A 6,565-nucleotide genomic window follows, 5' to 3' on the forward strand; every position below is an offset into this window, starting at 1 on the left:
ACCAAAGCCTGTGAGCGGTGCACCCATACCGGTGGAATTGGTCACCGTAGAGGAACAAAGAGCGGAAAAGACGGTCTCTGATATAAAAGGTAAATTTAAATCTAAATCCGATGCGGATAAATTTGTAGATGCTGTTTTTAAGAAGACCCTGTTGGATGCCGGTGCACTAAAATTTTTGGAAGTAGCTTTTAAAAAGGTGAAGAGAATTGAGTTCATTTCAAAGGGGGCATCTAGTTTTAGTTGGGCTTTTCAGGAAATACAAATAAATGAACACGGTAGAAATCCGCTTAGTGTCGCACAAATAAAATATCACGAATTTGCCCACGCTGTTTTTCATGTACTAACTAAAGATCGGAAAAAAAGAGTGGCGTTTGAAAAGGCGATCAAGTTGACCCGTGAGAGAATACAAAAGGAATTTATATTTCCTACTACAAATGCAAGTGCTAAGTGGGATGATGATACGGTAAGGCGTGAGGTGGGGGAAATAAAGGAACGAATAGAAGCCTGGAAAAAACTGAGGGGTCATCATCAATCTTCTGGGGGTGGTGAGCAGTATGAATTTGTTTATCACCTTTACGCAAATGAATTGAAAAAGAGAAATCCAGAATTGACCACACAAGAAGCGGATAAACTGAATGCCTTGATAAAAATGCGTGCAAATATAAGAGCACATCATTTATTTTATTATTTCGCAGGTGACGCGTTTGAGTTTGGAAATGAGATGCACAGCTACTTTGCACAATCATATTTTATGAGGTCCGTAGATGTACAGGCACTGGAATCGTTTAATTTGATTCAGGACTTTTATCCGGAATTTAGGGATGCTATAAAAATTATGTGGGATGAATTTTTGCCGGTGGCAAAAGAAGGGGGTGCACCGTGAGCGTGGAGGTAATAAACAAAAATAACAAGACCCTATTGGATATAAAGATTCCAAAGGGTGGCGTCTTAATAGGTTATCCCTCAAAAAATTCAAAGCCATCAAAGGGTAATCCGGAGGTCACGGTCGCAGATGTGGCGGTCTTTAATGAATTTGGATCGGAAAAAATGCACCGTCCACCGCGTCCGTTTATGCGACAGACCTTTGAAAAGAATGCGGAAGAAATGAAAGAGAAAATGCAAAATTCCCTAAAAAGGATATCAAAGGGTGCGGATGTTGACCGTGAGCTATTGAAGATGGGTGCCATCTATAAGAGCAGAATACAGCGGGAAATAACCGATGGCACATTTGCGGGTCTGGCGGAAAGCACAAAGAGGGCAAAAAAGAGCACAAAGCCCTTAATAGATACGGGTCAAATGCGGATGTCGGTGGCGGTGATCCTGGAAAAGTCCACGGAAGCATAAAAATTTGCTATATTTGGGGGATAGGGCGATGTTGCCCTATGTTCCCGGTGCCAGTGGCACAAGGTAGGTAAATATGACTAAGGTTGAAATGACAAAGCGTTTTTGGTTCAAGCGTATAAAGGGTTCAAACCCCAGCATACCGGCAACCGCGATTCTGGAACAAATAAAGGACTATGAAGCGGAAGCCCTGTTGTCCTTTGATGCTTCCCTGTCAACATTTCCCACGCATCTCTATAACCAGCTAAAACAACTAATAGGCTGGTCGGTCAAATATGAGAAGCGGAATCAACCCATTACGGGCAAGATTGAATTTATGGAGGTGGAACAGCGGGATCTATATGAGGAATGCCGCGATAACAAGCGGGTATTCCTTTTATTTGACGCGATACGGGAGTTGATGCAGGATGAGAAAAACACATTTATCGGAAGCGGTCAAATAAAACCAAAGCGACTACGCGAATTTTTGGGGTGGTCGGAAGAAAAGGTAAAAAAGGAATTGGAATATATGTTTGATTGGTTCGGCATACAGACGCCCGGATTTGCATAAGGGCACGAGGGGAGCGATAGACAATGTCCTGTGCACGCAACAAGAGAAAGTTGGTCGGGTCAAAAATGACCCACAACAAGCATTACCTATTTCGCCTGGAACATCATTTGCCAAAAAGTAAACGCAAACTTTTGGGTCTCAGTGAGACGGAAGCCTATTATTGTATACTCCGTGCACACGGTTGGTCCAACAAACAGGCGCAGGCGTTGACAAAGCATCTTTCAAACCAGGAAGTAAATTCGGAAAAGATAATGCGTGGCATAAACGAGGTATGTGAGACCTTGTTTGAGAGAAGGAAGGTGGAGTTGGAACAAAAGATATTTGGTATACTCTATGATAGGGCGTTTTACAATATCGGCGATGTCATAAATACCGATGGGACCCTCAAGTATGAGGATTGGGAGGATTTCCCCGACAGCGTGCGTAATGCCATTGATGGGGTGCAACTCCAACCCTTTCGCGATGCGAATGGGAAGAGGGCGATGAACATAAATTTTGCAAACCGCGAACGTGCCCTCGTGCTTCTCGGTCAATACCTCGCAAACCTCAAACCAAACCAGGCGAAGGGGTTTAATAATGGCGATGCGGCGAAGTTACTTGAAAAGTTTAATGAGGTTCAGGTGGCGGTCGACGCGGAGGTCGTGAAATGATTTTATATATTGTCAAAAAATGGAGGTCTATATGAAGGCAGTATTACAGCGGACGATTCTAAATGACAAGAGATCGCTCGGTATATTTAGGGTCTACAAAGAAGGGAAGGAAATTTGGTCGTGTTGGGCGTGCGAAGATATGGTGCGTGGTGACGGCGATCCAAAGACCGTAAGGGAATGGAAGATTCACGGAAAGAGTGCCATCCCATACGGCACATACGCCGTATCCCTCACCCACAGCGAAAAATATGGTAGACCCATGTGGGAAGTCCTAAATGTCCCGGGATACAAGGGCATTCGCATCCACAGCGGCAATACGGAAGAGCATACGGAAGGGTGTCTACTCCTCGGTATGCGCCCACTCCCACAAAATGCGGGTATCCAGGAAAGCAAGAAGGCGATGGATGAGTTTACCCAGCTATTTAAAAAAGAGGGCAACCGCGATTTCACCCTGGATATAATAAGACCCACCGATACGATTGACCTAACCGAACCCATTACCCACGCCGAAGAACCCACAGAGGTCAACACGGAGGAAGAGGAAAAGCCAAAAAAGAAGAGGGGGAAAAAGTGAGGGTATTTGAAAACCTATCGGAATCAATATCCGATATACCCTCTTTATATGTGAACTCCATAGGATTCACCGATAATTGGGTCGCACAGGCGAATGGCACCGGCTTCCGCTTTTGCAATGTGCTACTCAACAATGCACTCCAGTTACAGGCGATAAAAATAATAATGGAGAGTAGGACATATTTTAAAATCTTTTACCCGAAGACAAAAGCAAATGCACCCTATTTCTTTTTTCTGAATAAGTCAACCCGCCAAAACCTTGATTATATAATAATTGGGTATATCCGGCGGTTATGCGATTTGGAAGCACTTGAGAGAAGCGGTCAGAAAATTTTTGGAGATAATCATAATGGATGAGTTTGAAATAGGTGCACCCTTGATAGAAGCCGATTTGCATTACGGAAGGGTCAACCCCGATATATCGGTGGGCGAAGCGGAAGCCCTTGATCATTTTAGATCAACCGATGCGTGGGAATTGCATTATGAAACGTGCGATGCCGAAAGTGGGGATTTTCCCATTCCTATTCTATGGCACCCGGAAATGAGCTAGTAATTTATGCCAGGTCAACCCAGCACAGAACCGATATTCAAGCCGAATGCAGAACTCGGTGCACACCGCGTTCGGGAAAGGTTGATTGATAGCGTGTTGACCAGTCCGCACAAACTGGGTTGGTTCGTCGGAAAAACCAGGTTGATAAATTTGCATTCTTACTGGTTGCATTTGATCTTTAATTCACCGCTTCCGGCGGATGGCAGATGCACGCCATTCCAGGCACATCGCGGTAGCTACAAGACCACGGCACTGGTGGAAATAGGGGTAATTTATTGGTTACTGTTTCACCCCGATGCGAGAATTGCCGTGTTGCGTAAGACGTTTACCTCGTCGGAAAAAGAGCGAAACGCCATAGTCAAGATGTTTGAAAATGATGACATTAGAAAGATATTTAAGGTGATTCACGGCGCGTTCCCGGATTTGGAAAGCAGTAGAAGCGGTAGTTTGCTGTTTAAGTTTAAGAATAGCATAACAAAAGAGAATAGCGTGGATTTTTATGGCATTCATCAACTGCCCACCGGTTCGCATTATGATTTAATAATAATGGACGATATAGTCACATTGCAGGATAGATATAGCAAAGCCGAAAGGGATAAGACGTGCAACAGCGTAATGGAATTGGTAAACATATTAGATCCCGAAAGTAAATTGGTCTTCTTTGGGACACCGTGGCACCCCGAAGATGCTTTTAATGCAAAGAATGCGGAAGGGAAGCCGATATTTAATCCACCAACAAAATTTACCGTCTATGATGCAAAGCTATTTTCCAAAGCGGAGATAGAAAAGAGAAAATCGCAGATGACCGACGAGCTATGGGGTATAAACTACGAGTTGGAACATCGCACCTCTTTAATAAAAGTATTTAAGGATGCGAAATTTAGGGAATGGAATAAGTTTACCAGTCCCATCTTTGCACACATAGATGCTAAATACAAGGGCGATCATACCGGAGCGTTGACCATAGGACAGAAGGATCCGCGTGGCGATGGTTATACTTTTATGGGTTTTATGTTTACCGAAAATGTCAACAGCGTGATGCATGTCATAGTGGAGAAGCTATTTCAATATAGGGTAAAGAAGGTATTTGTTGAGAATAATCCCGATCAGGGATGGGTCGCTACAAAGCTACGCGAGTTTAGTAGGGGTCTCTTTTATGTTGACGAGTATCACGAAGCCACAAATAAATATGTTAAAATTGTTACTTATGCTAAATACAATTGGGATAAGATTTGGTTTGCGGATGACACGGAGGATGAGTATATACAGCAAATAATGGACTACGAGGAAGGACGCGAACCGGATGACTGCCCGGATTCCCTTGCTTCGCTCTTTCGCGGTGCCTTCTCAACCAAACCGGGTGGCGTCTTGTATGGGAGTTGACAGGATTATATTTAATGAGGAAATGAAATGCGTAAGAGAAGAAATCCCGTAATCTGGGCACTATTTGATTCTGAGACCGGAAGCGTGCGGAATGCACTGCCGGAATTTACCGTATATAGTTTTGGTTTGGGCGATGGCACCGGACATATTGAACTTGATTTATCAAATTTTAAGAAAGCTAAAAAGATATTGGACCGCTACCCGAAGCCAGATATTATTTTTGCAAGTCCACCGTGCACGAGTTGGGTATTGATAAGTGGCGGAAGCCTGTGGCGGTTTGTGCCGAAGGGTGAGGTGGGGTTTAATTTATACTGGAAAAATAAGTGGACGCCCTACCATATTAAACCGGAGTTTGACAAGATTCGCGAACTTGGCATCGCAACAGCTATGTGCACCGCACAAATAATCCAGCATTATAGACCAAAGCACTGGAGTATAGAAAACGGAAATACGAGCTATATATTTCAATATCTTATGGACTTTGCAAATATGAAGGGATATTTAAATAGAACAAAGTATGCGTGCTATGGTTGGACGGCATACAAGCCCACAATAATTTTTAGCGATGTGCATTTGCAACTCAGGGACCACAATCCCCGAAAGCCCTTTACAAATTTTACAATAAAAGAGCAGGAAAAGATATATGATCCGCCGAAGGATAAAAGAGGGGGAATATCGCTACTCCGCACTTATGCGGAAAGGTCGCATGTCCCACATAATTTAATTCGGCACATTCTTTCCCAGTTTCTAAATGAACCGCTTGAACTGGGCGATCACGGATATGACGAGGGGAAAAGGGTGGCTGTGCCAAAAAAGACAGCCGTGACCCGAAAGTACCTCGGTTGACCCATCTATAATATATGGATAAAACAAAGGAGATGTAGGTATGGGTGATTATAGGATGGATCGCAGGGAATTTTCCCAAAACAAATTTGAACGTCAGGATTTTATGGATAAGGGGAAGATTTGCCCTATAATGCACGGTAAACCTTGCGTTGATTCTTGTGCCTGGTGGATTGGTAAGGGCTGTTTGGTGCCTGTTATGTCATATAATATCCGGCAACTGGTGAATGCAAATTTGCAAACAGAAAGCGGATTTCCCGTCCCATCCGTTCCGGGGGAAATATGAAAAAGAGCGATTTTGATTTGCCCGAAGAAAAAAAGTGGGTCATAAATACGGTCTATGGTCTGTTGAGGGCGTATAGAAGGCACAACGGCGATGCCGAAACGATGGCATTAAAGGAAGATTTGCTATTTTTAATTAAGAAGGAGAAGGGCAAATGAACAGGGCAGAACGTAGAAGGCATGGGCATAAACTTGGAAGGACCGACAAACTCGCAAAGAGCGAAGCGGTCAGAATTGACCGTGAGGGCTTGGTAAAATTGGTAGATCTATTCCAAACATTCATAAAGACGCAGGGCAAAGAGAACCCAAATGGTGAGAATAGTCCGCTTTTCAGCGAAGGGCAGTTGACCCGCTTGAATGAATTGGTTGATATTTGCAACCATAGCAGACTCG

10 protein-coding genes are annotated in these 6,565 nt (G+C 43.8%); all 10 read left to right on the top strand.

Annotated elements, in window-relative coordinates; genetic code table 11:
• Positions 1–883, top strand: an 883-nt coding sequence (locus tag ACYVTD_RS08850) for a hypothetical protein (protein ID WP_461247415.1), incomplete at its 5' end; no start/stop codon positions are given.
• Positions 880–1,344 (top strand): HK97-gp10 family putative phage morphogenesis protein, encoded by a 465-nt coding sequence (locus ACYVTD_RS08855; RefSeq protein ID WP_461247416.1) that lies wholly within the window; start codon positions 880–882, stop codon positions 1,342–1,344. The genes ACYVTD_RS08850 and ACYVTD_RS08855, both read left to right, overlap by 4 nt.
• Positions 1,345–1,417: 73 nt before the next feature.
• Positions 1,418–1,891, top strand: coding sequence for a hypothetical protein (locus ACYVTD_RS08860; protein ID WP_461247417.1), 474 nt, complete (start codon positions 1,418–1,420; stop codon positions 1,889–1,891).
• Positions 1,892–2,097: 206 nt separating this feature from the next.
• On the top strand, positions 2,098–2,541 hold the full coding sequence (locus tag ACYVTD_RS08865; protein ID WP_461247418.1) for a hypothetical protein: 444 nt from the start codon (positions 2,098–2,100) through the stop codon (positions 2,539–2,541).
• Positions 2,542–2,572: 31 nt separating this feature from the next.
• Positions 2,573–3,115 (top strand): DUF5675 family protein, encoded by a 543-nt coding sequence (locus ACYVTD_RS08870; protein WP_461247419.1) that lies wholly within the window; start codon positions 2,573–2,575, stop codon positions 3,113–3,115.
• Between the two features lie 348 nt (positions 3,116–3,463).
• Complete coding sequence (locus tag ACYVTD_RS08875) at positions 3,464–3,664, top strand: hypothetical protein (RefSeq protein WP_461247420.1); 201 nt, start codon at positions 3,464–3,466, stop codon at positions 3,662–3,664.
• Positions 3,665–3,670: 6 nt separating this feature from the next.
• A complete protein-coding gene (locus tag ACYVTD_RS08880) occupies positions 3,671–5,047 on the top strand; it encodes a hypothetical protein (RefSeq protein WP_461247421.1) in 1,377 nt (458 codons plus the stop codon).
• 27 nt (positions 5,048–5,074) lie between these two features.
• Positions 5,075–5,893, top strand: a complete 819-nt coding sequence (locus tag ACYVTD_RS08885; RefSeq protein ID WP_461247422.1) for a hypothetical protein — start codon at positions 5,075–5,077, stop codon at positions 5,891–5,893.
• Positions 5,894–6,172: 279 nt separating this feature from the next.
• Positions 6,173–6,331, top strand: a complete 159-nt coding sequence (locus tag ACYVTD_RS08890) for a hypothetical protein (RefSeq protein WP_461247423.1) — start codon at positions 6,173–6,175, stop codon at positions 6,329–6,331.
• On the top strand, positions 6,328–6,565 hold a 238-nt coding region (locus ACYVTD_RS08895), incomplete at its 3' end, for a hypothetical protein (RefSeq protein ID WP_461247424.1). The genes ACYVTD_RS08890 and ACYVTD_RS08895, both read left to right, overlap by 4 nt.

The sequence above is a fragment of the Treponema sp. R6D11 genome (assembly GCF_054786075.1).